The following is a 24,662-nucleotide window of genomic DNA, read 5'->3' on the forward strand; positions in this document are numbered from 1 at the left end:
GAACCCTATAATGTCCAAGAAAATTCACGTAACCGACACGATCCTGCGCGACGCCCACCAGTCCCTGCTGGCCACCCGCATGCGTACCGAAGACATGCTGCCGATCTGCGACAAGCTCGACAAGGTCGGCTACTGGTCGCTGGAAGTCTGGGGCGGCGCCACCTTCGACGCCTGCGTGCGCTTCCTCAAGGAAGACCCGTGGGAGCGCCTGCGCAAGCTGCGCGCAGCCTTGCCCAACACCCGCCTGCAAATGCTGCTGCGCGGCCAGAACCTGCTGGGCTACCGCCACTACAGCGACGACGTGGTCAAAGCCTTCGTCGCCAAGGCCGCAGTCAATGGCATCGATGTGTTCCGCATCTTCGACGCCATGAACGACGTGCGTAACCTGCGCGTGGCCATCGAAGCGGTCAAGGCCGCCGGCAAGCACGCCCAGGGCACCATCGCCTACACGGTCAGCCCTGTGCACACCATCGACGCCTTTGTTGCCCAGGCCAAGCAGATGGAAGCCATGGGTTGCGACTCGGTGGCAATCAAGGACATGGCCGGCCTGCTGACCCCATTCGCCGCTGGTGAACTGGTCAAGGCGCTGAAGGCCGAGCAGTCGCTGCCGGTGTTCATCCACTCCCACGACACCGCCGGCCTGGCCGCCATGTGCCAGCTCAAAGCGGTGGAAAACGGCGCCGACCACATCGACACCGCGATCTCCAGCTTCGCCTGGGGCACCAGCCACCCGGGTACCGAGTCGATGGTTGCTGCGCTCAAGGGCAGCGAGTTCGACACCGGCCTGGACCTGGAGCTGCTGCAGGAAATCGGCTTGTACTTCTACGCCGTGCGCAAGAAGTACCACCAGTTCGAAAGCGAGTTCACCGCCGTGGACACCCGCGTGCAGGTCAACCAGGTGCCCGGCGGGATGATTTCCAACCTGGCCAACCAGCTCAAGGAACAGGGCGCGCTCAACCGCATGAACGAAGTGCTGGCAGAGATCCCGCGTGTGCGTGAAGACCTCGGCTTCCCGCCGCTGGTGACGCCGACCTCGCAGATCGTCGGCACCCAGGCGTTCTTCAACGTGCTGGCCGGTGAGCGCTACAAGACCATCACCAACGAAGTGAAGCTGTACCTGCAAGGCGGTTACGGCAAGGCCCCGGGTGTGGTCAACGAGCAGCTGCGCCGCCAGGCCATCGGCAGCGAAGAAGTGATCGACGTGCGCCCGGCCGACCTGCTGAAGCCAGAGATGGCCAAGCTGCGTAACGACATCGGCGCCCTGGCCCGCAGTGAAGAAGACGTGCTGACTTTTGCCATGTTCCCGGACATTGGCCGCAAGTTCCTCGAAGAACGCGAAGCCGGTACCCTCACCCCGGAAGCCCTGTTGCCGATTCCGGAGGCTGGCGCCGTTTCTGCGCCAGGCGGCGAAGGCGTACCGACCGAATTCGTCATCGACGTGCACGGCGAAACCTACCGCGTCGACATCACCGGCGTGGGTGTGAAGGCTGAAGGCAAGCGCCACTTCTACCTGTCTATCGACGGCATGCCGGAAGAAGTGGTGTTCGAGCCACTCAACGAGTTCGTCGGCGGCGGCAGCAAGCGCAAGCAAGCCACCGATCCAGGCCACGTCAGCACCAACATGCCAGGCAACATCGTCGATGTACTGGTCAAGGAAGGTGACGTGGTCAAGGCTGGCCAGGCCGTGCTGATCACCGAGGCCATGAAGATGGAAACCGAAGTGCAGGCGGCCATCGCCGGCAAGGTCGTGGCCATCCATGTGGCCAAGGGCGATCGCGTGACGCCGGGTGAGATCCTGATCGAGATCGAAGGCTGAGATAAGCCCTCATCTACAAGCGGTTAACCTCTGGGGGGCGGATGCTCCCCTTTTTTTGTGCTGTATTTGCCGGCCTCTTCGCGGGACAAGCCCGCTCCTACAGGTACGACACTGCCCTCAAGAGCAGTGGTAAACCTGTGGGAGCGGGCTTGTCCCGCGAAGAGGCCAGTGAGACCCGTACAGCTATCAGCCGTTGCGGCATGCCTCAAGTGTATTCACCTGCCCCTCGGGCCGCTGATTCTCCTCGCCCAACCACCGCTCGAACCCCGCAGCCACTGCTGGCCATTCATCATCGGTAATCGAATACCACGCCGTATCGCGGTTATGGTCCTTCACCACCAGGTGCTTGCGGAACACCCCTTCGTAGACGAAGCCGAACCGTTCCGCTGCGCGCTTGGAGCGGGCATTGGCGTTGTTGCACTTCCACTCCAGCCGGCGGTTGCCCAGTTCGAAGCCCAGCTTGCCCAGCAGGTAGACCGCCTCGGTGCCCTTGGGTGTGCGCTGCATGGCGGCGCCGAAAGCGATGTGGCCGATTTCGATGCGGCCGTGGTCGGGCACGATCGACATCAGGCTGAGAATGCCCTGGGCCTGGCCGCTGGGGCGGTCGATGACGCTGTAGAACAGCGGGTCGCGCCCTGCGGCGTTACCCTCCAGCCAACGGTCGAAGGCCCCACGTTCGGCGAACGGGCCATAGGGCAGGTAATCCCACAGCACCGGGTCGGAAGTCGGGCCTTGCAGCACTTGCCAGAGGTCGTCGCCATGGCGCGCCGGGTCGAGCTTTTCCAGGCGGATGAAACGGCCTTCAATGGGCTCGGCCTGGGGCGTTGCAGCGGGTTTCCAGTTCAATGCGTCTGTCATGTTCGGCCTACAAGCCTTTGCGGAATTGGATGAAGCCCGAGCGCTCGGCAACCTGCTGATACAGGCTGATGGCGGTGGCATTGGTTTCGTGGGTCAGCCAGTGCACCTTGATGCAGTTGTCGGCCTTGGCTGTGGTGTAGACGTGCTCGATCAGCTGGCGACCAATGCCCAGGCCACGCTGCGAGCTGTCCACGTACAGGTCCTGCAGGTAGCAGGAGTTTTCGATGCTCCAGTTGGAACGATGGTAGATGAAGTTGACCATCCCCACCGCCTTGCCATCGACCCAGGCCAATGCCGAATGGGTGGGCTCGTTCGGGTCGAGCAGGCGCTGCCAGGTGCTCAGGCTGACTTCATCGGCCAACTCGGTTTCATAGAAGTGCAGGTAGACCTGCCACAAGGCGAGCCAGGCGGCATGGTCTTGGGCGCTGACGGGGCGCAGGGTAACACTGGGCATGGGGCTATTCCTTCACAGTTGGCGCATGTGCGCCGCGAGTTGGTTGTCCAGTTGATCGGGGCTGGCGCTCAGGCCTTCGCGCACGCCCGAGATGTCTTGCTCGGAGCGGTTCTGGCTGAGCTTTCGCGCACCTTGCAGGCGGGCGATAGGCAGGCGGATACCGACGATGGCGCGGAGCATGCCCTCGATGTAGTCAGCCGGGGCGTCGGTGACGCTCCACGGTTCGTTGCGGCCTTGTTCGTGGCGCTCGGTCAGGCGGCTGACGATAGCGAGCAGAGGCTCGGCTTCATGGATGACTTCGGCCGGGCCATAGGCGTGTACGGCCAGGTAGTTCCAGGTCGGCACGACCTTGGGGTTATCGGCTTTGCTTGGGTAGTAGCCGGGGCTGACATAGGCATCGGCGCCGGGGAAGACCAGCAGGGCTTCGCCACCTTGTGCCAGGTCCTGCCATTGGCGGTTGGCCCGTGCCAGGTGCGCATAGACGGTGCCGAACTCGCCTTCGGTGGTGTCGACCAGCACCGGCAGGTGGGTGGCCAGCAGGCCTTGTTCGCCTTGGCTGACCAGCACGGCCAGGCGGGTGTCGAGCATGTGCTGGTGCAGGCGGCCGAGGTCGTGTTCCTGGTGGGGTTTGCTGTTGTACATGCTCGGTTTCCTTGTGCAATGGTGCCATCCTAGGCAGGCTATTGGTTCTGGGTAAGAGCCATTACTGCCTGATTTCATAGGTCCAATGCCATGAGCGAAAGCCCCCTTGTTTTACCCTTCGACCCTTCCGGGATCGCCCTGGATCGCCGCCGAGGGCTCAGCCAGCAGCTTTACCAGGCGCTGCGTGCACGGGTGCTGGACGGGCGCCTGAGCAGCGGTACCCGGCTGCCGGCCACCCGCGAGTTGGCCACCATGCTGCTGCTGTCACGCAACAGCGTGGTGCGGGCCTATGACCAGTTGTACGCCGAGGGCTACATCGAAAGCCGGGTGGGCGATGGCACCTATGTAAGCCGGCTACCAAAACTATCCACACAAGTATCCACAGGGTTATCCCATGGGTTATCAACAGGCTTATCCACATTTTCAGTAAAAGATACTGAGGATTTATCCAGCAACCGACGTTCCAGTGAAGCTTTGCAGCGGCTGAAAACCAACCACTTACCGCCGCCAAGAAGCGGCCAGCCGCGTGCTTTTCGCGTCGGTATTCCCGCATTCGACCTGTTCCCGTTTGACGTCTGGGCCAAGCTGCAGGCGGGTTTCTGGCGTAATCCGAGCCCCGCACAACTGGGTTATGGCGACCCGGCGGGCGAGCCGATGCTGCGCGAACTGATCGCTGCCTACTTGCGTCGCTCGCGCGGGCTGAGTTGCATGTCTGAACAAATTGTGATCACCAGTGGCGCGCAGCAGGCCATTAGCCTTTGTGCACAGTTGCTATTGCAGCCGGGCGACGGTGTGGCTGTGGAAAACCCAGGCTATCGGGCGGCCGGTCATGCTTTCACACTGGCGGGTGGCCAGGTGTTCGGCGTACCGGTGGATGAAGAGGGGATGGACTGTGCCCGGCTCGGGCAGTTGGAGGACTGCCGGCTGGCTTATGTAACGCCTGCTCATCAGTATCCGACTGGAGTAACCATGAGCCTGGCGCGTCGCCTGGAACTGCTGGCCTGGGCTGACCGTAACGATGGCTGGATCATCGAGGACGACTACGACGGCGAGTACCGATACAGCGGCGCGCCCTTGGCCCCGTTGGCGGCGCTCGACCGGCACGGGCGGGTGCTGTACGTCGGCACCTTCGGCAAGATTGCCTTCCCCGCGCTGCGCCTGGGCTACCTGGTACTCCCACCGCAGCTGGCCCAGGCCTTCAGCCAGGGCAAGGCATTGGCGGTTCGGCATTCTGAGGTCAGCAGCCAATGTGTGATGGCCGAGTTCATCGCCCGCGGGCACTTTCAGCGGCATATCCGGCGAATGCGCAAGGCGGCGTTGAGCCGACGCAATGTGCTCAAGGCTGGCTGGCCTGTGGATATTCCAGGTTTGGGCGCCATGCCGGCAGTGGCGGCCGGGCTGCATGTGAAGGTTGATGTGGATAACTTTGCGCGGGAGCAGGAACTGGTGGCCAAGGCTGAAGCGGCGGGTGTGGAGGTTACGCCGCTGAGTAATTTCTGGTTGGCGGACAGCGAGGTGCCTGTGGATAAGCGGGGAGGGCTGGTGCTGGGCTTTGCGGCGGTGCCAGAGGGGGAGATTGCCGAGGCGTTGTTGAAACTGCGCAAGGCCTGGAGAAAGTGAATGGGGCCGCTATGCGGCCCAATCGCCGGCAAGCCAGCTCCCACAGAGTCCGCGTGGCATGCGATCAATGTGGGAGCGGGCGTGCCCGCGAAGCACGCTACTCAGGTGCCGGACTTAATCCGCGTCCAGGCCCGGGTCCTGGCCCGTTCGGCATCCCGCGCAAGGGGCTTGAGGGTATACAGCTTGGCCATCGCCTCCGCCGTCGGGTACAGGTTGGGGTTGTTGCGAATCGCCGGGTTCACCTTGTCGGTCGCATCCTTGTTCGGGTTGGGGTACCCGACAAAGTCGCTGATCGGCGCAATCACCTCCGGCCGCAGCAGGTAGTTGATGAACGTATGGGCATCTTCCGGGTTGGCCGCATTCTTTGGAATCGCCAGCATGTCGAACCAGATCGGCGCGCCTTCCTTGGGCAGGCGCATGTCCACCACCACGTCATTCTTGGCTTCGCGGGCGCGGTTGGCGGCCTGCGAGAAGCTGCCGCTGTAGCCCACCGCCACGCAGATGTCGCCATTGGCGATGTCTGCCATGTACTTCGAGGAGTGGAAGTAGGTGATGTACGGGCGAATCTTCAGCATCAGTGCCTCAGCCTTCTTGTAGTCGGCCGGTTTGTCACTGTTCGGTGGCAAGCCCAGGTACTGCAGGGCCAGCGGCAGAATTTCCGAAGGCGAGTCGAGCAGGGCCACGCCGCACTGCTTGAGCTTGGCGATGTTCTCTTCCTTGAAGATCAGGTCCCAGCTGTCTACCGGCGCATTGTCGCCGAGCGCAGCCTTGACCTTGGCTGGGTTGAAGCCGATCAGCACGGTGCCGTACATGTACGGCACGGCAAACTTGTTACCCGGGTCGTTGGCCTCGATCAGCTTCATCAGTGCCGGGTCCAGGTGTTGCCAGTTTGGCAGCTTGCTGCGGTCCAGCGGCTGGAATACCCCGGCCTCGATCTGCTTGGCGAGGAACACGTTGGACGGCACCACCACGTCATAGCCGGAGTTACCGGTGAGCAGCTTGGCCTCCAGCGCTTCGTTGGTGTCGAAGATGTCGTAGATCAGTTTGACGCCGCTGTCCTTCTGGAAGTCGGTCAAGGTCTGCGGGGTGATGTAATCGAACCAGTTATACACACGCAGGGTGCGCTGCTCGGCCTGGGCATGCAGGGCACCGGTGAACAGGGTGGCAGCGATGAACGGGGCGAGCAGACGCTTGAGTCGGACCATTACCGGGCTCCTGGCTTGGCGCGCTGGAAGCCTTCCAGCACATTGACCGCGTTGATACCGATTTCTTCCACAGCGTAGCCGCCTTCCATCACGAACAGGGTCGGCTTGCCGAGCTGGCCGATGCGCTTGCCCATTTCCAGGTAGTCCGGGCTGTCCAGCTTGAACTGCGAGATGGGGTCATCCTTGAACGTGTCCACACCCAACGAGATGACCAGCACGTCGGCGTCATAGCGGGCGATGCGCTGGCAGGCATCTTCCAGCGCAGCGTTCCAGGCGCCCCAGTCGCTGCCGGCCGGCAAGGGGTAGTTGATGTTGCAGCCCTCGCCGGCACCTTCGCCGGTTTCGTCGGCGTAGCCGAGGAAGAACGGGAACTCGTCCTGCGGGTCGCCGTGGATCGAAGCGAAGAACACGTCGTCGCGGCTGTAGAAGATGTCTTGAGTGCCGTTGCCGTGGTGGTAGTCGACGTCAAGGATGGCGACCTTGCGTCGGCCTTGGTCGATGAAAGCCTGAGCGGCAATGGCGGCGTTGTTCAGGTAGCAGTAGCCGCCCATTACTTCGCCGGCGGCGTGGTGCCCTGGCGGACGGCACAGGGCAAAGGCCGAATGGGCGCCTTGCTGGATCGCTGCCTGAGCGGTAAGGGCGACCTGGGCGGCGCTGTAGGCCGCTTGCCAGGTGCCAGCGGTGATCGGCGCACCGGCATCGAAGCTGTAATAGCCCAACTCACCGTGCAGGCCAGTGGGTTTGACCTGGCGCAAGGTGCGAGCAGGCCAGGTGAACGGCAGCAGGTCGCCTTCCTGGCCCAGTGCAGCCCAGCGGGCCCAGGCGCCTTCGAAGAAATCCAGGTAATCGGCGCTGTGGACGCGCAGCAATGGCGCCCGTCCGAAGTCGGTTGGGCCCTGGATATCGCCGAGGTTGCGCTTTTTCACCTGGTCGAGCACATGGTCGGCGCGCGAAGGCATTTCGAAACAGGGCATCAGCTTGCCGTCGATCAGCTCGCAGCGGCCATGGTGCAGGCGGTGGTCATCGGAATAGATCGTCAGCATTGTTGTTCTCCGTTGGGTACTGGCGTGGGTCCATTGTCATGGGCGGGTCAGTAGCGGAGAACGACGCAAATGGCCAAAAGGGGATCGATGTGGCCAAGGTTGATTGGTCTGTGCTGGCCCTATCGCCGGCAAGCCAGCTCCCACAAGTACCGCACAGGCCTTGAATGCAGCGCAGTACCTGTGGGAGCTGGCTTGCCGGCGATAGGGCCGGTACAGGTCAACCGCGGAAGTGGCTGGGCGCCACACCACTCCAGCGCTGGAAGGCATGGCGGAAGCTGGCTGTCTCGCTGAATCCCAACGTTTCGGCAATACGGTAGATGGGCATCTGCTCATCAGCCAGCAACTGCTTGGCCCGCTCGAACCTGAGCTCGTCCAGCAGCTGCTGATAACTGCTGCCCAGCGCCTGTAGATGCCGGCGCAAGGTGCGCGACGAGCAGTTCATCTGCCGTGCCAGGCCTTCCAGCCCAGGCGCGGCATCCAGTTGCTGCGTAAGCAACTGACGAATCCGCCCCAGCCAGGCCTGACGGCCGGTGAACTCAAGGTTCAGGCGCCGGCAGCGCTCGCTCATGGCTTGGTGGGTAATCGGGTCGGCCAGCGGCAGCGGCGTATCCAGCCAGCGCCGCTCGAAGGCAAAGGCATTGTCCTGGGCGGCAAAACCGACCGGGCACTGGAATGCATCGGCATAGCGCGCGTGGTAGCCGGGCCGTGGGTGCTCGAAGCGGGCGCCCAGCAATGGTAGCGGGCGGCCAAGCAGGTCATCGCAGATGACTTTCAGCGACACCAGGCAGAACTCGGCGTTGAAAGCGCTCAGCGCCGGGCTGTCGTGGTACTCGCTGGCGCTGAACCAGACGCGCTGGCCATCGTCGAGCAAGCGCAGCTTGAAGACTGTTCCCAGCAGTGCCGGATACTGCAGCGCCAGGCGCAAGGCGTCACCCAAAGTGGCACTGGAGAGCAGGGCGTAACCGAGCATGCCGTAGCACGACACGTGCATACGGCGGCCCAGTTCCAGGCCGATGTCCTCGCGCCGGGCCACGGCGTTGGCACACACCTGCAGTTCCTGCTGGGTGGTGATGCGCGCATCGGCGTGCCCCAGGTCTGCCGGGCCAATGCCGCTGCCGGCCAGCAGCGCCGAAGCCTCGCAACCGTCTGCCTGGAACACGTTGAGGATCAGCGAAACTGCGTTAAGGGTGGTCAGGTGGCTGTGCAGCATGCTGGGTAATCCCGTGGGCCTGGGACGCATTATGGAGCAAGTTGTGTGCCGATATCCGGGCTTCCAGGCAAAATCCATCAGGCAAAAAAAAGGCCCGAAGCAATCGCTCGGGCCTTGAAAGGTTGAGAGGTGTCTAGTCCCTTAACCTGGTGAGACTGTTTGCAGCGGTCGGGTTACGCCTTCAGCGGAACCAGACGTGGAGCGATCATGTTTTCCGGACGCAGGATGTCGTTCAGCATCTCTTCGTCCAGCAGCTTCTCTTCGCGCACCAGTTCCAGCACGCCGCGGCCGGTTTCCAGGGCAACGCGGGCGATACGGGTGGCGTTTTCGTAGCCGATGTACGGGTTCAGGGCGGTGACCAGGCCGATCGAGTGCTCGACCAGTTCACGGCAGCGCTGTTCGTTGGCAGTGATGCCGACGATGCAGTGCTCGCGCAGCATGTCCATGGCGCGTTGCAGCAGGCGGATCGAGTCGAAGATCTTGTAGGCGATCAGCGGCTCCATCACGTTCAGCTGCAGCTGGCCACCTTCGGCGGCGACGGTCAGGGCCAGGTCGTTGCCCATGATGGCGAAGGCGACTTGGTTGACGGCTTCCGGGATAACCGGGTTGACCTTGCCTGGCATGATCGAGCTGCCTGGCTGACGCGCTGGCAGGTTGATCTCGTTGATGCCGGTGCGTGGGCCGCTGGACAGCAGGCGCAGGTCGTTGCAGATCTTCGACAGCTTGACTGCGGTACGCTTGAGCATGCCGGAGAACAGCACGAAGGCGCCCATGTCCGAGGTGGCTTCGATCAGGTCGGCAGCCGGTACCAGCGGCTGACCGCTGATGATTGCCAGGCGTTGTACGGCGAGCATCTGGTAGCCCGGGTCGGCGTTGATGCCGGTACCGATGGCAGTACCACCCAGGTTGATTTCGGTCAGCAGCTCAGGCGCCAGCGAACGCAGACGGTTGAGGTCTTCGGTCATGGTGGTGGCGAAGGCGCGGAATTCCTGGCCCAGGGTCATCGGCACGGCGTCCTGCAGCTGGGTACGGCCCATCTTCAGTACGTGGTCGAACTCTTTACCTTTGGCTGCGAAGGCCTGGATCAGGCTGTCGAGGCTGGCCAGCAGGGCGTCATGACCCAGCAGCAGGCCCAGACGGATAGCGGTCGGGTAGGCGTCGTTGGTCGACTGCGCCATGTTCACATCGTTGTTCGGGTGCAGGTACTGGTACTCACCCTTCTGGTGGCCCATGGCCTCCAGCGCGATGTTGGCGATGACTTCGTTGGCGTTCATGTTGGTAGAAGTACCAGCACCGCCTTGAATCATGTCCACCACGAACTGCTCGTGGTAGTCGCCCTTGATCAGTCGTGCGCAGGCTGCGCTGATCGCGGCGTGCTTGGCATCGCTCAAGTGCCCCAGCTCACGGTTGGCGTCAGCAGCTGCCTGCTTGACCATCGCCAGGCCCACTACCAGTTTCGGGTAGTGCGACAGCGGAACGCCGGAGAGGTGGAAGTTGTTGGCAGCGCGCAGGGTCTGGATGCCGTAGTAGGCATCAGCAGGAACTTCAAGGGTACCCAACAGATCTTTTTCGACGCGGAACGATGCAGCGGAGGACATGATGTATATCATCTCGATTTTGACCCGGCACATGCCGGAATGGCGCCAATCCTAGGCCCGAAGGTGATTTTGCGGCCAATGCTGTTGCACGCTAACCTATGCACAAACGGCATAGTGTTTCATGTGACGCCAATTGACATTCGAGCGTGTTCCATTTTGGTGCACGCCGGGAGATGTGCTTCGTGAACCTTGAAAGCAAATGGCTGGAAGATTTCAGCGCACTTGCCGCCACCCGCAGTTTTTCCCAGGCGGCAGAGCGGCGTTTCGTCACCCAACCGGCCTTCAGCCGGCGCATTCGCAGCCTTGAAGCGGCGTTGGGTCTGCAACTGGTGAATCGTTCCCGCACGCCCATCGAACTGACCGAGGCCGGCCAGCTGTTTCTCGTTACAGCGCGCACGGTTGTCGACCAGTTGGGCGAAATTCTTCGCCATTTGCATCATCTTGAGGGCGGGCAGGGTGAGGTGGTGCAGGTGGCTGCGGCACACTCGCTGGCGTCGGGCTTTTTCCCCCGGTGGGTGGCCCAGTTGCGCAACGACGGTTTGAACATCGCCACCCGCCTGGTTGCGACTAACGTCGGAGATGCCGTGCATGCATTACGCGAAGGTGGCTGCGATCTGATGCTGGCTTTCTATGACCCGGACGCCGCCCTGCAGATGGATGCCGAGATCTTCCCGTCGTTGCACATGGGCAACACCGAAATGTTGCCGGTGTGCGCCGTGGATGCCGAGGGCAAGCCGTTGTTCGACCTGGAAGGTGAGGGCAGCGTACCGTTGCTGGCCTATACCGCTGGCGCCTTCCTGGGCCGCTCGGTCAATTTGCTGCTGCGCCAGCGCAACCTGCGCTATACCACCGTGTATGAAACCGCCATGGCCGACAGCCTCAAGAGCATGGCGCTGGAGGGCATGGGTATTGCCTGGGTACCGCGCCTGTCGATGCGTGGCGAGCTGGAACGAGGCGAGCTGGCCGTATGTGGCGGCAGCCAGTGGCATGTGCCACTGGAAATTCGCCTGTACCGCTGCGCCCTGGTGCGCAAGGCCAACGTCAGGCTGTTGTGGCGCAAGCTGGAGGGTGCGGCGGCGGTTGACCCAAAAGTCAGCCAAAGCCCCGAAAAATAAGGCCCGACAGTTGGTCGCCGGGGTGCCTTAAACGCACCACCTTACGGTATACTGCGCGGCCTTTCGACCGGATGCGTCCGGTCCTGATCAGCAAACAAGCCACGCCGGTCGTCCCGCGTGGCTTGTTGTTTTTTGACGCGCCCACGGGCGCACAAGCGAAGAGGCTCGACGATGAGTGCACTGGTTGGCGTGATCATGGGCTCCAAGTCCGATTGGTCCACCCTTAGCCACACCGCCGATATGCTGGAAAAACTCGGCATTCCCTACGAAGTGAAGGTGGTTTCTGCCCACCGCACCCCGGATCTGCTGTTCCAGTATGCCGAGGAGGCCGAAGGCCGCGGCATCGAGGTGATCATCGCCGGTGCCGGTGGCGCAGCCCACCTGCCAGGCATGTGCGCCGCCAAGACCCACCTGCCGGTGCTGGGTGTGCCGGTGCAGTCGTCGATGCTGTCGGGCGTCGATTCGCTGCTGTCGATCGTGCAGATGCCAGCCGGCGTGCCGGTTGCCACGCTGGCCATCGGCCGTGCCGGTGCGATCAACGCTGCGCTGCTGTCGGCCAGCATCCTGGGCGCCAAGTACCCGCAGTACCACGCGGCGCTCAAGCAGTTCCGCACCGAACAGACCGACACTGTGCTGGACAACCCAGACCCGCGCCAGGCTTGAGGCTTAACCCATGAAGATCGGTGTAATCGGTGGCGGCCAGCTGGGCCGCATGCTGGCCCTGGCGGGTACCCCGCTGGGCATGAACTTCGCCTTCCTCGACCCGGCACCGGACGCCTGTGCCGCGCCGTTGGGCGAGCACCTGCGTGCCGACTACGGCGACCAGGACCACCTGCGCCAGCTGGCCGACGAAGTCGACCTGGTCACCTTCGAGTTCGAAAGCGTCCCGGCCGAGACCGTGGCTTTCCTCTCGCAGTTCGTCCCGGTCTACCCCAGTGCCGAAGCGCTGCGTATCGCCCGTGACCGCCTGTTCGAAAAAAGCATGTTCCGCGACCTGGGTATCCCGACCCCGGCCTTCGCCGACATCCTTTCCCAGGCAGACCTGGACGCTGCGGTGGCCAGCATCGGCCTGCCGGCCGTGCTGAAAACCCGCACCCTGGGCTACGACGGCAAGGGTCAGAAAGTGCTGCGCACGCCAGAAGACGTGGTAGGCACCTTCGCCGAGCTGGGCAGCGTGCCGTGCCTGCTGGAAGGCTTCGTGCCGTTCACTGGCGAAGTGTCGCTGGTGGCCGTGCGTGCCCGTGATGGCGAAACCCGCTTCTACCCGCTGGTGCACAACACCCACGAAAGCGGCATCCTGCGCCTGTCGGTAGCCAGCCAGGCGCACCCGCTGCAGGCACTGGCCGAAGATTACGTTGGCCGTGTGCTGCAGAAGCTGGACTACGTCGGCGTCATGGCCTTCGAGTTCTTTGAAGTGGACGGTGGCCTGAAGGCCAACGAAATCGCCCCGCGTGTGCACAACTCCGGGCACTGGACCATCGAAGGCGCCGAGTGCAGCCAGTTCGAGAACCACCTGCGCGCCGTTGCCGGCCTGCCGCTGGGCTCCACGGCCAAGGTGGGCGAGAGCGCGATGCTCAACTTCATCGGTGAAGTGCCGGCCGTGGACAAGGTTGTCGCCATCGGCGACTGCCACCTGCACCACTACGGCAAGGCCTTCAAGGTCGGCCGCAAGGTTGGCCACGCCACCCTGCGCTGCCATGACATGGCCACCCTCGAGCGCAAGATTGCCGAAGTAGAGGCTCTGATCAGCAACTGATCGGGCTTCAAATCGAACTTCTGCAAGCGGCTTGCCCTCTGAACATGGCAACAAGCCAAAGCCCGTCTAGGCTTTGGCTTGCTCCATATTCACTGCAGAGGGATTGCCATGGGCATCATTGGAACCATCTTCATCGGCCTCATCGTCGGCCTGCTGGCCCGCTTCATCAAGCCGGGCGACGACAGCATGGGCTGGATCATGACCATCCTGCTGGGTATTGCCGGCTCGTTGCTGGCTACCTACGGCGGCCAGGCACTGGGCATCTACCAAGCCGGGCAGGCGGCGGGCTTCCTTGGCGCGCTGATCGGTGCCGTGGTCCTTCTGGTGATCTACGGATTCATCAAGAAACGCTGAATACTGGTTAGAATGCCCGGCAATTCATTCGAGTTGCCGAGCATTGCCATGCGAGCCTTTTTCCTCGTCCCCCTCCTGTTGGCCAGTACCCTGGCCCATGCCGAACTGCCTGAAACCGACTGGCTGGAACTGATGCCCAAGTCGGATCAGAAGGCGCTCGAGCAAATGCCCGAAATCGACCACAACTCGCCGGAAGCCATGGGCACCTTCACCGACAAGGGCGGGCTGAAGCAAAGCAAGGGCCTGCCAGCGGTGATGTATTCGACCAAGACTGTGGCGACCATGAACGGCAAGGACATTCGCCTGGGCGGCTACCCGGTGCCGCTGGAAAGCGATGCCAAGGGCAACAGCACGCTGTTCTTCCTGGTGCCGTACCCAGGCGCGTGCATTCATGTGCCGCCACCGCCGCCGAACCAGCTGGTGCTGGTGCGCTACCCGAAAGGGTTGAAGATCGATGATATCTACACACCGCTGTGGGTCAGCGGCAAGCTGAAGGTTGAAAAGGTCAGCAATGACCTGGCCGATGCGGCCTATGCACTGGATGCGGGGAAGGTGAGGGTGGTGGAAGACGCAGACCTCTGATTGCCTGCACCGGCGTATTCGCGGGTAAACCCGCTCCCACCACGGGCCTCAGGTGTTGCGCGGTCCCTTGTAGGAGCGGCCTTGTGTCGCGAAAGGACCGCGCAGCGGTCCCGAGGGCTGCAGATCAAAGCGCTTCGCTGGCAACTACCACGCTCAGTGAGTGACTCGCGCCAGGCTTCAATTCCACCAGGTCATCCCACACATTCGCTGTCTCGATGCACAGCATCCGCTGCCAGCCGTCGTCAGCCATATCCGCCAGCTCCCTGGCCCGCTCGGTCCATGGGTTCCAGATCACCGCCGACCGCGAGCCACTGCTGGTCAGGGTAATCCGCCGGTTCCAGTGCGGGTCGACAATGCTCAATTGCGAAGGGGTGTCGAGGTAGATCCGGTCCGTCTCCCCGGCAAACCCCAGTGCGCCCTGCTGCTCACGCTGTTCCCAGTCCGCCAGCGTTTCGATATAGCCCAGGCCTTCGACGCCTTCGACCCGCGCCTGGCGCACATCGCTGACCGCGAAGTAACTGTGCAGTGCCTGGCTGATGGTAACGGGAGTATTGCCCATGTTACGGCTGGTCAGGTTCAGCTTCAGCGCTTCATCCAGCGCTATCACCAGCTTCAGTTCGACATCATGAGGCCAGCCGGGTAGATCGCCCTGCGCTTCAGGCAACTGGAATTCGATGCGCAGGCCGGTGCCCGCTTCCTCGATACCCAGCAGCTGCCAGTCACGCGAGCGCGCCAGCCCGTGAGCAGGCGCCTGCTCGCCGTGGTACATGGCCTGAACGGCCTGGGGGTTGCGCTGCAGGTTGCCGAACCACGGCCAGCACACCGGCACACCGGCGCGTACCGACTTGCCGTGGCGGAAGATGGCCTGGTCGCTCAGCCACAGCAGCGGCGGCTCGCCGACCCGCTGGTAGCTGAGGATCTGTGCGCCCTGCTGGGCGATCAGGAGTTCGGCGCGGTCGCTGCTGATACGCCAGCAGTTGAGTTCGCCATGTTGCTCGGTTACGACCTGGAAGGTAGCCATTGCGTTCGTCTCATTGATTGCCAGTGGGCCTTGGACCCGGGCACATGCAATGAGTTTACCGCCCGCGTGGCTCAGCGACGAGGCACGGAACGGGTGCGGCCACTGCCGTCGATGGCAACGAAGACGAATGCCGCTTCGGTAACCTTGCGCCATTCACTGGACAACGGGTCGTCGCTCCACACTTCGACCATCATCTGGATCGAGCTGCGGCCGATTTCCAGGGTCTGGGTGTAGAACGACAGCTGTGCGCCCACCGCGACGGGTACCAGGAACGCCATGCGTTCGATGGCCACGGTTGCCACACGGCCTCCGGCGACGCGGCTGGCCATGGCGGTGCCGGCCAGGTCCATCTGGGCAACCAGCCAGCCGCCGAAGATGTCGCCAAACCCGTTGGTTTCGCGCGGGAGTGCGGTGATCTGCAAGGCCAGGTCGCCTTGGGGGATTGGATCTTCTTGTTCGAGCTCAATCATGCGATGGGGCCTCTGACCCGTGACGCTTTTCGTTGGTGTGGCGCAAAGGCCGGGTAAACGATTCAGCTTGAAACATACTACGCCGATTTCGTTTCACTGGACGGCCGTAGGGAAACTCTGCGAAACCGTCTGACATAAAGACCGGCGTTTTCGCACAACATCCCACGCTGGCAGCAACCTTTTCCTACGAATCGCCAGTATATAGAGCATAACCGCCAGCGACGACCGCGCATTCATGAATATCTGTATGGATTTTGTATCGCTTTCGGCGCGGCTCGGCAATTTGCTATCTTCGCCTGTCTCCCAATCCAGAAGCCGCGCGCCAAGCGGCCTGCATGCCCTACAAGAGAACAACGAGCGATGACTTCCGTGCCGAGCAGTATCGAGCAGCCCCCGCGGCCGCTGACCCGCAGTGATTACAAGACACTCTCACTGTCCGCCCTGGGTGGCGCACTGGAGTTCTACGACTTCATCATCTTCGTGTTCTTCGCCACGGTGGTTGGCAAGCTATTCTTTCCGGCCGACATGCCCGAGTGGTTGCGCCTGATGCAAACGTTCGGCATTTTCGCCGCCGGCTACCTGGCGCGGCCGCTGGGCGGCATCATCATGGCTCACTTTGGTGACCTGCTCGGGCGCAAGAAGATGTTCACCCTGAGCATTTTCATGATGGCCCTGCCGACCCTGATCATGGGCCTGCTGCCAACCTATGCCCAAATCGGCATGTGGGCGCCGATCCTGCTGCTGCTGATGCGGGTGATCCAGGGCGCGGCGATTGGGGGCGAGGTGCCGGGCGCCTGGGTATTCGTCTCCGAGCACGTACCGGCGCGCAACACCGGCTATGCCTGCGGCACCCTCACCGCAGGCCTGACGGCGGGCATTCTGCTGGGCTCGCTGGTGGCAACCCTGATCAACAGCGTGTACAGCGCTGAAGAAGTGGCCGATTACGCCTGGCGTATTCCGTTCCTGCTCGGCGGTGTGTTCGGCCTGTTCTCGGTGTACCTGCGCCGCTGGCTGCATGAAACCCCGGTGTTCGCCGAGATGCAGCAACGCAAGGCGCTGGCCGAGGAGCTGCCGCTGCGCGCCGTGCTGCGCGACCACCGTGGCCCGATCATCCTGTCGATGCTGCTGACCTGGTTGCTGTCGGCCGGCATCGTGGTGGTCATCCTGATGACTCCGGCGCTGCTGCAAAGCTTCTACCACATCAGCCCGATCGACTCGCTCAAGGCCAACAGCATGGCCATCGTGCTGCTGAGTTTCGGCTGCATCGGCGCCGGCAGCCTGGCCGACCGCTTTGGTGCGGGCCGGGTGTTCGTGATCGGCAGCCTGTTGTTGCTGGCCAGCTCCTGGACCTTCTACCACAGCCTGCCGACCCGGCCCGAGCTGCTGTTCCCGCTGTATGCGCTGACCGGCCTGTGCGTGGGCGTGATCGGCGCGGTGCCTTATGTAATGGTCAAGGCATTCCCGGCCGCGGTGCGCTTCAGCGGGCTGTCGTTCTCGTACAACGTGGCCTACGCGATCTTCGGTGGTTTGACGCCGATGGTGGTGACCGCGCTGCTGAAAGTAAGCCCGATGGCGCCTGCCTACTATGTGGCAGGGCTGTGCGCCGTTGGCCTGGCCGTGGGCCTCTACCTGCTCGCCAACAAGCGCTGATCTGTACTCCGGCTACTCGCGTCGCCTGTAGGAGCGGCCTTGTGTCGCGAAAGGACCGCAAAGCGGTCCCAGGTTTTTAGCTACGCCGCGTAAATTGCCAGGGCTGCTTCGCAGCCCATCCGACCGGTCCGGCGCCCCGGCAAGGCCGCTCCTACAGATGATGGCCTTTCATCCAATTGTCACAATGAAGTCATATCGTGTTCATGCGGCCTGCCGATACTTGGGCCCGTTCCATCCAACACCCCAATATTCCTGCTAGGAGCAAGGCATGAAACTGAAGCGTTTGATGGCGGCCCTTACCTTTGCCGCCGCTGGCGTTGCAACCGCCAACGCGGTAGCCGCTGTCGATCCTGCAATCCCGACCTACACCAAAACCACCGGTGTTTCGGGCAACCTCTCCAGCGTCGGTTCCGATACCCTGGCGAACCTGATGACTCTGTGGGCCGAGGCCTACAAGAAGGAATATCCGAACGTAAACATCCAGATCCAGGCTGCCGGCTCTTCCACCGCGCCACCCGCGCTGACCGAAGGCACCGCCAACCTCGGCCCGATGAGCCGCAAGATGAAGGACGTCGAACTGCAGGCCTTCGAGCAGAAGTACGGCTACAAGCCGACCGCCATCCCGGTCGCCGTCGACGCCCTGGCCGTGTTCGTGCACAAGGACAACCCGATCAAAGGCCTGACCATGGAGCAGGTCGACGCAGTCTTCTCCTCCACCCGCCTGTGCGGTGGCAAGGCAGACGTGAAAACCTGGGGCGACCTGGGTGTGACCGGCGACCTGGCCAACAAGCCAGTGCAGCTGTTCGGCCGCAACTCGGTATCGGGCACCTACGGTTACTTCAAGGAAGAAGCCCTGTGCAAAGGCGACTTCAAGCCTAACGTGAACGAACAACCTGGCTCGGCTTCGGTCGTGCAGTCGATCAGCAGCTCGCTGAACGGCATCGGCTACTCGGGCATCGGCTACAAGACCGCCAGTGTGAAGACTGTTCCCCTGGCCAAGAAAGGCAGCACCGAGTACATCGAAGACAACGAAGAAAACGCCCTTAACGGTAAGTACCCGCTGTCGCGCTTCCTGTACGTCTACGTCAACAAGGCCCCGAACAAGCCTCTGGCCCCGCTGGAAGCCGAGTTCGTCAAGCTGGTACTGTCGCAAGCTGGCCAGCAGGTCGTGGTGAAGGATGGCTACATCCCGCTGCCGTCCAAAGTCGTCGACAAGACCTTGGCTGACCTGGGCCTGTCCCACACGGGTAACGTCGCAAAGAAGTAAGTAACTGAAGAAGGGGCCGGTGCTGATGCCCGGCCTCTTCCACGAATTTCCAGTCCGAAGCCAGGTCCCCTGTGCGGCGGGCTTTCGCGCGTCACCACTTTGTAATGTTTTTGTCACACGGGACCGCTAGGGTGTGCGCATGAATGATCTGGCCAATTCCAACATGACCCAAAACTCCCAGCCCGTGCGCATTGATTTCAATACGCCCGAGTTGCAACGCAAGCGCCGCATGCGCGCGCTGAAGGACCGCCTGACCCGCTGGTACGTGCTGGTGGGCGGGCTTGCCGTATTGGCGGCAATCACCCTGATCTTCTTCTACCTGGCCTATGTGGTGTTGCCACTGTTCCAGGGCGCCGAGCTGACCAGCAAGAAAGCCCTGGAGCCGGCCTGGCTGCAGCAGGATGCCGGCAAGCCGCTGCTGATCGCGCTTGAAGAGCAGAACCTGGTGGGGATGCGAGTTTCGGACAAGGGCCAGGCGTTGTTCTTCGATACCAAAACGGGTAACGAGCTCAAGCGGGTCGACCTGCCAGTGCCGGCAGACACCCAGGTCACCTCGATCAGTACCGACCAGCCGGGCAGCCCGCTGGTGGTACTGGGTTTGTCCAATGGTCAGGCGCTGGTGTTCCACCACACCTACAAGATCACCTACCCGGACAACAAGAAAACCATCACCCCCGGCATCGACTACCCGTACGGCGAGCAGCCGTTCGTGCTCGACGAACAGGGCCGTGCGCTGGAGCACGTCAACGTCAACGTCAATGGCGACACCTTGGTACTGGCCGGGTCCACCGGCGCGCACCTGCAGGTGTTGCAGCTGACCCGCAGCGAAAACATGATGACCGAAGAGGTCACCACCGAGCAGCACCGTATCGTGCTGCCGCAGATGACCGAAGCGGTGAAGAACATCTTCATCGACCCGCGTCAGCAGTGGCTCTACGTGATCAACGGCCGCGCCACCGCCGACGTGTTCAGCCTGCGTGACAAGAGCCTCAACGGCCGCTACAAGCTGGCCGAAAGCGCCGACACCGAGATCACCGCCAGCGCCCAGTTGGTCGGCGGCATATCGCTGATCATCGGTGACTCCAAAGGTGGCCTGGCCCAATGGTTCATGGCCCGTGACCCGGACGGCGAATCGCGCTTCAAGCAGATCCGTACCTTCCAGATGGGCAAGGCCCCGGTGGTGCAGATTGACGCCGAAGAGCGCCGCAAGGGCTTCATCGCCCTGGACGCCGACGGCAAGCTGGGCGTGTTCCACAGCACCGCGCACCGCACCCTGCTGGTCGAGCCGGCTGCCGAAGGCCCTGGTATTCTGGCCCTGTCGCCGCGTGCCAACCGCATCATCATTGAAGAAGGCGGCAAGCTGCTGCCGCTAAGCCTGCGCAACCCGCACCCTGAAGTGTCCTTCAGCGCGCTGTGGGGCAAGGTGTGGTACGAGAACTACGACGAACCGAAATACGTCTGGCAATCGACCGCTTCCAATACCGACTTCGAACCCAAGCTGAGCCTTTCGCCGCTGACCTTCGGTACGCTGAAAGCCGCGTTCTACGCGATGATCCTGGCCGCGCCGCTGGCGATTGCCGCCGCCATCTACACCGCCTACTTCATGGCCCCGGGCATGCGCCGCAAGGTCAAGCCGGTGATCGAGCTGATGGAAGCCATGCCGACGGTGATCCTCGGCTTCTTCGCCGGCCTGTTCCTGGCCCCGTACCTCGAAGGCCACCTGCCTGGCGTGTTCAGCCTGTTCCTGCTGATGCCGCTCGGCATCCTGCTGGCCGGCTTCACCTGGAGCCGCCTGCCCGAGTCGATCCGCCTGCGTGTGCCAGATGGTTGGGAAGCCGCGATCCTGATACCGGTCATCCTGTTCACCGGCTGGTTCGCCCTGACCATGAGCCCGCACCTGGAAAACTGGTTCTTCGGCGGTGACATGCGCCTGTGGATCACCAACGACCTGGGCATCACCTACGACCAGCGCAACGCCCTGGTCGTGGGTATCGCCATGGGCTTTGCGGTCATCCCCAACATCTATTCCATTGCCGAAGACGCTGTGTTCAGCGTGCCGCGCAGCCTGACCCTGGGCTCGCTGGCGCTGGGCGCCACGCCCTGGCAGACCCTGACCCGCGTGGTCATCCTCACCGCCAGCCCGGGTATCTTCTCGGCGCTGATGATCGGGATGGGCCGCGCGGTGGGCGAGACCATGATCGTGCTGATGGCCACCGGCAACACCCCGGTGATGGAGATGAACCTGTTCGAGGGCATGCGCACCCTGGCCGCCAACGTGGCTGTGGAAATGCCGGAATCGGAAGTCGGTGGCAGCCACTACCGCGTGCTGTTCCTGGCCGCGCTGGTGCTGCTGATGTTCACGTTCGTCATGAACACCTTGGCCGAGCTGATTCGCCAGCGTCTGCGCAAGAAATACTCGTCGCTTTGATAGAAAGGTAGCGATCCGTGAAAAAGGATTCCCTCAAAGGCTGGTTCAAGAGCGGCGCCCCAGGCGTCTGGATGAGCGGCGGCGCCGTGGCCATGGCGGTGATCATGACCGTTGGCCTGCTGGCGGTGATTGCCGTGCGCGGCCTGGGCCACTTCTGGCCGGCCGATCTTGTCCAGGCCACCTACAAGGTACCGGGCCAGGCTGACCACATCGTCATTGGCGAAGTGGTGCAAAAGGAAGAGGTACCCCGTGCCCGCCTGAAGGGGGCCGGCCTGCCGGTACCGGAGCAGGGCCCGGAGTTCATGACCCGCGAGCTGATCAAGGTGGGTAACCGCGACCTCAACGGCAGCGACTTCACCTGGGTGGTCGGCGACTGGCTGGTCGATGAACAGCGCCCGGCCGACCTGATCGCCCTGGAGCGCCGCGAGTGGGGCAACTTCTATGGCTACCTGGTCAGCGTCAAGGAAGAAGGCCGCGTGGTTGCCCAAGGCCCTGCTGCCTGGAACGAACTGCAGGCCCGCCTCAAGCGTGCCAGCCAGCTCAACGGTGAGCTGCAGCAGCTGGAGAAGAAGGACATCGGTGCCATCAACCATGGCCTTGAGCGCCTGCGTCTGCAGGCCCGCAAGCTGGAGCTGGACGGCAAGCTTGACGCCGCCGCCCAGGCCGACATGGACGCCGACCGCGCCGAGCTGAACAGCCGCTACAAGGCCATCGAAGACCGCTTGAGCGGCCTGCACCAGGCCTTCGCCCGCGACAGCCTGGTGGCCCGCGATGGCAGCGGCCGTGAAGTGGAAATCAACCTCAGCAAGGTGGTGCACGCCATCCAGCCGAACGGCATGTCCGGCTTCACCAAGCTGGGCACCTACTTTGCCAAGGTCTGGGAGTTCCTCAGCGACGACCCGCGTGAGGCCAACACCGAAGGCGGTATCTTCCCGGCCATTTTCGGTACCGTGATGATGACCCTGATCATGGCCGTGATCGTCACCCCGTTCGGCGTGCTGGCTGCCGTCTATCTACGCGAATACGCACGGCAAGGCCCGGTGACCCGCCTGATCCGTATTGCGGTGAACAACCTGGCTGGCGTGCCGGCGATCGTCTACGGCGTGTTCGGCCTGGGCTTCTTCGTCTACGTGCTGGGTGGTTCTATCGACCGCCTGTTCTTCCCCGAAGCACTGCCGGCGCCTACCCTGGGTACCCCGGGCCTGCTGTGGGCATCGCTGACCCTGGCACTGCTGGCCGTACCGGTGGTGATCGTGGCCACCGAAGAAGGCCTGGCGCGTATTCCGCGTACCGTGCGCGAGGGCTCGCTGGCCCTGGGCGCGACCAAGGCCGAGACGCTGTGGAAGATTGTCTTGCCCATGGCCAGCCCGGCCATGATGACCGGCATGATCCTCGCCGTGGCCCGCGCCGCCGGTGAAGTGGCGCCGCTGATGCTGGTGGGTGTGGTGAAGCTGGCGCCGTCGCTGCCAGTGGACGGAAACTACCCGTACCTGCACCTGGACCAGAAGATCATGCACCTGGGCTTCCACATCTACGACGTCGGCTTCCAGAGCCCGAACGTCGAGGCCGCGCGGCCGCTGGTATACGCCACGGCACTGCTGCTGGTGCTGGTGATCGCCTCCCTCAACCTGTCGGCCGTGTGGATCCGCAACCACCTGCGCGAGAAGTACAAGGCGCTCGACAGCTGATCAATGCTTTAAGTCACAAGCGGCAAGCTCCAAGCAGATTGCCGCTTTGCCCTAACTTGCAGCTTGCAGCTTCAAGCTCGCAGCTACAAACGGAGTGAGACCATGCAGCAAGATTCTCATACCCACGGCATCGACATGTCTGCCCTGGGCCGCAACAAGCAGGGCCTGCAACTGGCCGACGAAACCGTGGCCATCGAAGTGCCGGGCCTGAGCCTGTTCTACGGCGACAAGCAGGCGCTGTTCGACGTCAGCATGAACATTCCCAAGCAGCGCGTGACTGCCTTCATCGGCCCGTCCGGCTGCGGCAAGTCGACCCTGCTGCGCACCTTCAACCGCATGAACGACCTGGTTGACGGCTGCCGCGTGGAAGGCGCCATCAACCTGTACGGCAACAACATCTACCGCAAGGGCGAAGACGTGGCCGAGCTGCGCCGCCGGGTGGGCATGGTGTTCCAGAAGCCCAACCCGTTCCCCAAGACCATCTACGAGAACGTGGTCTACGGCCTGCGTATCCAGGGCATCAACAAGAAGCGTGTGCTGGACGAAGCCGTCGAGTGGGCGCTGAAGGGCGCAGCCCTGTGGGACGAGGTCAAGGACCGCCTGCACGAGTCGGCGCTGGGCCTGTCCGGTGGCCAGCAGCAGCGTCTGGTCATCGCCCGCACCATTGCCGTGGAGCCCGAAGTGCTGTTGCTCGACGAACCGTGCTCGGCACTGGACCCGATCTCGACCCTGAAGGTCGAAGAGCTGATCTACGAATTGAAATCCAAGTACACCATCGTCATCGTGACCCACAACATGCAGCAGGCGGCCCGGGTTTCGGACTACACCGCGTTCATGTACATGGGCAAACTGGTCGAATTCGGGGACACCGACACCCTGTTCACCAACCCGGCGAAGAAACAGACCGAAGACTACATCACCGGTCGCTACGGCTAGCAGCCACGCGGCCCGCTCCCACAGGGAATGACACGAACTACATGAAGCTTGCAGCCTCTTCGCGGAGCGAACGATGATCAACAAAGAAAGCCTTACACACCATATTTCCCAGCAGTTCAACGCCGAGCTCGAAGAGGTGCGCAGCCACCTGCTGGCCATGGGTGGCCTGGTGGAAAAACAAGTCAATGACGCCGTTACTGCGCTGATCGAGGCCGACTCGGGCCTGGCCCAGCAAGTGCGCGAAGTCGACGAGCAGATCAACCAGATGGAGCGCAACATCGACGAGGAATGCGTGCGCATCCTCGCCCGTCGCCAGCCGGCGGCCTCTGACCTGCGCCTGATCATCAGCATTTCAAAGTCGGTGATCGACCTTGAGCGCATCGGCGACGAGGCGACCAAGATCGCCCGCCGCGCCATCCAGCTGTGCGAAGAGGGCGAGTCGCCGCGCGGCTACGTCGAGGTGCGCCACATTGGCGACCAGGTGCGCAACATGGTCCGCGATGCGCTGGACGCCTTTGCCCGCTTCGATGCCGACCTGGCGTTGTCGGTGGCCCAGTACGACAAGACCATCGACCGCGAGTACAAGACCGCCCTGCGCGAGCTGGTGACCTACATGATGGAAGACCCGCGCTCCATCTCGCGGGTACTGAGCGTGATCTGGGCGCTGCGTTCGCTGGAACGTATCGGTGACCACGCGCGCAACATTTCCGAGCTGGTGATCTACCTGGTGCGCGGCACCGACGTGCGCCACATGGGCCTCAAGCGCATGACCGCAGAAGTGCAGGGTACCGCTGTCGCCGACGCCGAAAAGGCTAATGTTCCGGGCGAATCTGACGATAAGTAAGGTTGCTCCCGAGCTTCGACGCCCGGCCTCGGCCGGGCGTTTTCGTTTGCGGTCGAGGAGCCGGCAGGCACCCGCGAACGATGTGAAGAAGTCCCGGCGTGACCA

General features: G+C 62.8%; 22 protein-coding genes. 13 read left to right on the forward strand and 9 right to left on the reverse strand.

Features of this window, described 5'->3' with window-relative positions; genetic code table 11:
• Positions 1-10: 10 nt before the first annotated feature.
• On the forward strand, positions 11-1,816 hold the full coding sequence (oadA, locus tag N805_RS22625) for a sodium-extruding oxaloacetate decarboxylase subunit alpha (RefSeq protein ID WP_019470253.1): 1,806 nt from the start codon (positions 11-13) through the stop codon (positions 1,814-1,816).
• Positions 1,817-2,002: 186 nt separating this feature from the next.
• On the opposite strand, the gene N805_RS22630 is transcribed toward oadA, so the two are convergent.
• The 3 genes from N805_RS22630 to N805_RS22640 are packed head-to-tail and all read right to left on the reverse strand — an operon-like array spanning position 2,003 to position 3,770.
• A complete protein-coding gene (locus N805_RS22630; RefSeq protein ID WP_019470252.1) occupies positions 2,003-2,674 on the reverse strand; it encodes a GNAT family N-acetyltransferase in 672 nt (223 codons plus the stop codon).
• A 7-nt stretch (positions 2,675-2,681) separates the two neighbouring features.
• Complete coding sequence (locus N805_RS22635; RefSeq protein ID WP_019470251.1) at positions 2,682-3,128, reverse strand: GNAT family N-acetyltransferase; 447 nt, start codon at positions 3,126-3,128, stop codon at positions 2,682-2,684.
• Positions 3,129-3,140: 12 nt separating this feature from the next.
• A complete protein-coding gene (locus tag N805_RS22640; protein ID WP_019470250.1) occupies positions 3,141-3,770 on the reverse strand; it encodes an FMN-binding negative transcriptional regulator in 630 nt (209 codons plus the stop codon).
• Between the two features lie 90 nt (positions 3,771-3,860).
• On the opposite strand from N805_RS22640, the gene N805_RS22645 reads away from it, so the two are divergent.
• On the forward strand, positions 3,861-5,390 hold the full coding sequence (locus N805_RS22645; RefSeq protein ID WP_019470249.1) for a PLP-dependent aminotransferase family protein: 1,530 nt from the start codon (positions 3,861-3,863) through the stop codon (positions 5,388-5,390).
• Positions 5,391-5,491: 101 nt separating this feature from the next.
• Here N805_RS22645 and N805_RS22650 read toward each other — a convergent pair whose 3' ends face one another.
• The 4 genes from N805_RS22650 to aspA form a co-directional block, all read right to left on the reverse strand.
• The gene (locus N805_RS22650) at positions 5,492-6,595 is read right to left on the reverse strand and encodes a polyamine ABC transporter substrate-binding protein (protein WP_019470248.1); all 1,104 of its coding nucleotides are present in this window, start codon (positions 6,593-6,595) and stop codon (positions 5,492-5,494) included.
• On the reverse strand, positions 6,595-7,638 hold the full coding sequence (locus N805_RS22655; protein WP_019470247.1) for a histone deacetylase family protein: 1,044 nt from the start codon (positions 7,636-7,638) through the stop codon (positions 6,595-6,597). Before N805_RS22655 ends, N805_RS22650 begins: the two co-directional genes overlap by 1 nt.
• A 217-nt stretch (positions 7,639-7,855) precedes the next feature.
• On the reverse strand, positions 7,856-8,848 hold the full coding sequence (locus tag N805_RS22660; protein ID WP_019470246.1) for an AraC family transcriptional regulator: 993 nt from the start codon (positions 8,846-8,848) through the stop codon (positions 7,856-7,858).
• A 173-nt stretch (positions 8,849-9,021) separates the two neighbouring features.
• The gene (gene aspA / locus N805_RS22665; RefSeq protein ID WP_024717848.1) at positions 9,022-10,446 is read right to left on the reverse strand and encodes an aspartate ammonia-lyase; all 1,425 of its coding nucleotides are present in this window, start codon (positions 10,444-10,446) and stop codon (positions 9,022-9,024) included.
• Positions 10,447-10,628: 182 nt separating this feature from the next.
• On the opposite strand from aspA, the gene N805_RS22670 reads away from it, so the two are divergent.
• From N805_RS22670 to N805_RS22690, 5 genes are all read left to right on the forward strand, one after another.
• Positions 10,629-11,561 (forward strand): LysR substrate-binding domain-containing protein, encoded by a 933-nt coding sequence (locus N805_RS22670; protein WP_177313738.1) that lies wholly within the window; start codon positions 10,629-10,631, stop codon positions 11,559-11,561.
• Positions 11,562-11,732: 171 nt separating this feature from the next.
• Positions 11,733-12,224, forward strand: coding sequence for a 5-(carboxyamino)imidazole ribonucleotide mutase (gene purE, locus N805_RS22675; protein WP_016489856.1), 492 nt, complete (start codon positions 11,733-11,735; stop codon positions 12,222-12,224).
• 10 nt (positions 12,225-12,234) lie between these two features.
• Positions 12,235-13,317, forward strand: coding sequence for a 5-(carboxyamino)imidazole ribonucleotide synthase (locus N805_RS22680; protein WP_016502259.1), 1,083 nt, complete (start codon positions 12,235-12,237; stop codon positions 13,315-13,317).
• Positions 13,318-13,425: 108 nt separating this feature from the next.
• Positions 13,426-13,671 (forward strand): GlsB/YeaQ/YmgE family stress response membrane protein, encoded by a 246-nt coding sequence (locus N805_RS22685; protein WP_012054121.1) that lies wholly within the window; start codon positions 13,426-13,428, stop codon positions 13,669-13,671.
• A 48-nt stretch (positions 13,672-13,719) separates the two neighbouring features.
• Positions 13,720-14,253, forward strand: coding sequence for a DUF3299 domain-containing protein (locus tag N805_RS22690; RefSeq protein WP_177313737.1), 534 nt, complete (start codon positions 13,720-13,722; stop codon positions 14,251-14,253).
• Between the two features lie 124 nt (positions 14,254-14,377).
• Here the strand turns inward: N805_RS22690 and N805_RS22695 are convergent, their stop codons facing one another.
• Together N805_RS22695 and N805_RS22700 are read right to left on the reverse strand one after the other, a co-directional pair.
• The gene (locus N805_RS22695; RefSeq protein WP_019470242.1) at positions 14,378-15,274 is read right to left on the reverse strand and encodes a D-hexose-6-phosphate mutarotase; all 897 of its coding nucleotides are present in this window, start codon (positions 15,272-15,274) and stop codon (positions 14,378-14,380) included.
• A 71-nt stretch (positions 15,275-15,345) separates the two neighbouring features.
• On the reverse strand, positions 15,346-15,744 hold the full coding sequence (locus N805_RS22700; RefSeq protein WP_016489852.1) for an acyl-CoA thioesterase: 399 nt from the start codon (positions 15,742-15,744) through the stop codon (positions 15,346-15,348).
• Positions 15,745-16,104: 360 nt separating this feature from the next.
• Between N805_RS22700 and N805_RS22705 the strand changes: the two genes are divergently transcribed.
• From N805_RS22705 to phoU, 6 genes are all read left to right on the forward strand, one after another.
• The gene (locus N805_RS22705; RefSeq protein WP_019470241.1) at positions 16,105-17,394 is read left to right on the forward strand and encodes an MFS transporter; all 1,290 of its coding nucleotides are present in this window, start codon (positions 16,105-16,107) and stop codon (positions 17,392-17,394) included.
• 268 nt (positions 17,395-17,662) lie between these two features.
• Positions 17,663-18,661: a phosphate ABC transporter substrate-binding protein PstS gene (locus N805_RS22710; RefSeq protein ID WP_019470240.1), complete on the forward strand. Its 999-nt coding sequence runs from the start codon at positions 17,663-17,665 to the stop codon at positions 18,659-18,661.
• Between the two features lie 139 nt (positions 18,662-18,800).
• Entirely contained in the window at positions 18,801-21,089 is a 2,289-nt protein-coding gene (locus N805_RS22715) for an ABC transporter permease subunit (protein ID WP_019470239.1), read from the forward strand.
• 71 nt (positions 21,090-21,160) lie between these two features.
• On the forward strand, positions 21,161-22,777 hold the full coding sequence (gene pstA, locus N805_RS22720) for a phosphate ABC transporter permease PstA (protein WP_177313740.1): 1,617 nt from the start codon (positions 21,161-21,163) through the stop codon (positions 22,775-22,777).
• Between the two features lie 102 nt (positions 22,778-22,879).
• Positions 22,880-23,713 (forward strand): phosphate ABC transporter ATP-binding protein PstB, encoded by an 834-nt coding sequence (gene pstB / locus N805_RS22725; RefSeq protein ID WP_019470237.1) that lies wholly within the window; start codon positions 22,880-22,882, stop codon positions 23,711-23,713.
• 73 nt (positions 23,714-23,786) lie between these two features.
• The gene (phoU, locus tag N805_RS22730) at positions 23,787-24,557 is read left to right on the forward strand and encodes a phosphate signaling complex protein PhoU (RefSeq protein WP_016502252.1); all 771 of its coding nucleotides are present in this window, start codon (positions 23,787-23,789) and stop codon (positions 24,555-24,557) included.
• Positions 24,558-24,662: the final 105 nt, after the last annotated feature.

The sequence above is a fragment of the Pseudomonas putida S13.1.2 genome (assembly GCF_000498395.2).
Classification (GTDB): domain Bacteria; phylum Pseudomonadota; class Gammaproteobacteria; order Pseudomonadales; family Pseudomonadaceae; genus Aquipseudomonas; species Aquipseudomonas putida_Q.

Excerpts from the sequence above, each read along its gene's own strand:
- oadA (WP_019470253.1), top strand. The coding sequence starts at position 11 with ATGTCCAAGAAAATTCACGTAACCGACACGATCCTGCGCGACGCCCAC.
- N805_RS22630 (WP_019470252.1), bottom strand. The coding sequence starts at position 2,674 with ATGACAGACGCATTGAACTGGAAACCCGCTGCAACGCCCCAGGCCGAG.
- N805_RS22635 (WP_019470251.1), bottom strand. The coding sequence starts at position 3,128 with ATGCCCAGTGTTACCCTGCGCCCCGTCAGCGCCCAAGACCATGCCGCC.
- N805_RS22640 (WP_019470250.1), bottom strand. The coding sequence starts at position 3,770 with ATGTACAACAGCAAACCCCACCAGGAACACGACCTCGGCCGCCTGCAC.
- N805_RS22645 (WP_019470249.1), top strand. The coding sequence starts at position 3,861 with ATGAGCGAAAGCCCCCTTGTTTTACCCTTCGACCCTTCCGGGATCGCC.
- N805_RS22650 (WP_019470248.1), bottom strand. The coding sequence starts at position 6,595 with ATGGTCCGACTCAAGCGTCTGCTCGCCCCGTTCATCGCTGCCACCCTG.
- N805_RS22655 (WP_019470247.1), bottom strand. The coding sequence starts at position 7,638 with ATGCTGACGATCTATTCCGATGACCACCGCCTGCACCATGGCCGCTGC.
- N805_RS22660 (WP_019470246.1), bottom strand. The coding sequence starts at position 8,848 with ATGCTGCACAGCCACCTGACCACCCTTAACGCAGTTTCGCTGATCCTC.
- aspA (WP_024717848.1), bottom strand. The coding sequence starts at position 10,446 with ATGTCCTCCGCTGCATCGTTCCGCGTCGAAAAAGATCTGTTGGGTACC.
- purE (WP_016489856.1), top strand. The coding sequence starts at position 11,733 with ATGAGTGCACTGGTTGGCGTGATCATGGGCTCCAAGTCCGATTGGTCC.
- N805_RS22680 (WP_016502259.1), top strand. The coding sequence starts at position 12,235 with ATGAAGATCGGTGTAATCGGTGGCGGCCAGCTGGGCCGCATGCTGGCC.
- N805_RS22685 (WP_012054121.1), top strand. The coding sequence starts at position 13,426 with ATGGGCATCATTGGAACCATCTTCATCGGCCTCATCGTCGGCCTGCTG.
- N805_RS22690 (WP_177313737.1), top strand. The coding sequence starts at position 13,720 with ATGCGAGCCTTTTTCCTCGTCCCCCTCCTGTTGGCCAGTACCCTGGCC.
- N805_RS22695 (WP_019470242.1), bottom strand. The coding sequence starts at position 15,274 with ATGGCTACCTTCCAGGTCGTAACCGAGCAACATGGCGAACTCAACTGC.
- N805_RS22700 (WP_016489852.1), bottom strand. The coding sequence starts at position 15,744 with ATGATTGAGCTCGAACAAGAAGATCCAATCCCCCAAGGCGACCTGGCC.
- N805_RS22705 (WP_019470241.1), top strand. The coding sequence starts at position 16,105 with ATGACTTCCGTGCCGAGCAGTATCGAGCAGCCCCCGCGGCCGCTGACC.
- N805_RS22710 (WP_019470240.1), top strand. The coding sequence starts at position 17,663 with ATGAAACTGAAGCGTTTGATGGCGGCCCTTACCTTTGCCGCCGCTGGC.
- N805_RS22715 (WP_019470239.1), top strand. The coding sequence starts at position 18,801 with ATGAATGATCTGGCCAATTCCAACATGACCCAAAACTCCCAGCCCGTG.
- pstA (WP_177313740.1), top strand. The coding sequence starts at position 21,161 with ATGAGCGGCGGCGCCGTGGCCATGGCGGTGATCATGACCGTTGGCCTG.
- pstB (WP_019470237.1), top strand. The coding sequence starts at position 22,880 with ATGCAGCAAGATTCTCATACCCACGGCATCGACATGTCTGCCCTGGGC.
- phoU (WP_016502252.1), top strand. The coding sequence starts at position 23,787 with ATGATCAACAAAGAAAGCCTTACACACCATATTTCCCAGCAGTTCAAC.